This is a genomic window from Mesorhizobium sp. P3_A9 (assembly GCF_056402975.1).
In genome coordinates, this window is sequence record NZ_JBFUGJ010000769.1 from 1 (window position 1) to 772 (window position 772).

Consider the following 772-nt stretch of genomic DNA (forward strand, 5'->3'; position numbering starts at 1 on the left):
CAGTAGAGTGGTGGTGGTTCGCATATTGTCGCGGTAGTCAGAATATGTTTCCTCCAGCGGACCAAGCGACTTGGGTGCCCCTGGTAAGCGAAGATCGGAGGCCCTCTCCCGAAAAACCTCGAGCTGCTGCTGCGCAGGTCCAATTTCGTTCTCGTTGCGGATCGAGAGGTTCTGTGCAAACGCTTCCATCTCTTTGTTGAAGCGAGGAAGTTCGCCTGAGACCGTTTGAAGCTTTGTGCGGAACTCCCTTCGTTGACGTTGGCGCAGTTTATTTCGCGCTTCGCCAGCTTTCTCAGCCTTGTTGGAAGCTTTGATCTGGGGCAGCACTTCCTCTCGAATATCGGAATCGGAGCCGAAGTATCGCCGTGCGGATAGACGGAGGATATTTGAAACAAGAACCTTCAAGGTCTTGGCTGCTCGATTGTCGAGGAGCCCTTCACGTCCCGCTTTGTCCTTTAGGTTGGAATTGGCATCACGCCGGATAGCAAGGCGACCGAACATCTGACGATGGTTCCAGAACTCCCGGCCGGCATTTTTGCTGCGCCTTGATTCGATCTCGAAAAAATCATTGTCGGTTCGGCCATAGGGAAGCACTCTTAGGCCGTCTCGAAACATCATGAAGCCTGAGTAGCGCTCAGCTAATTCCTGAAAGCGCTGAAACTCCATGCGAGGCAGCGTCGTGTTGCTGGCCTGGAATTCCATCGACGCAATATAGAGCTCGAAGGGGCCGACCTCGGTGTCTGCTCGACGCGGAATCGCAAGATCCTTCGGC

Annotated in this window: 1 protein-coding gene; it reads right to left on the reverse strand. The window is 54.1% G+C overall.

All coding sequences use genetic code 11. The annotated features are described in order from the left end of the window. On the reverse strand, positions 1–772 hold a 772-nt coding region (locus tag AC1DX0_RS36650; protein ID WP_477359493.1), incomplete at both ends, for a hypothetical protein.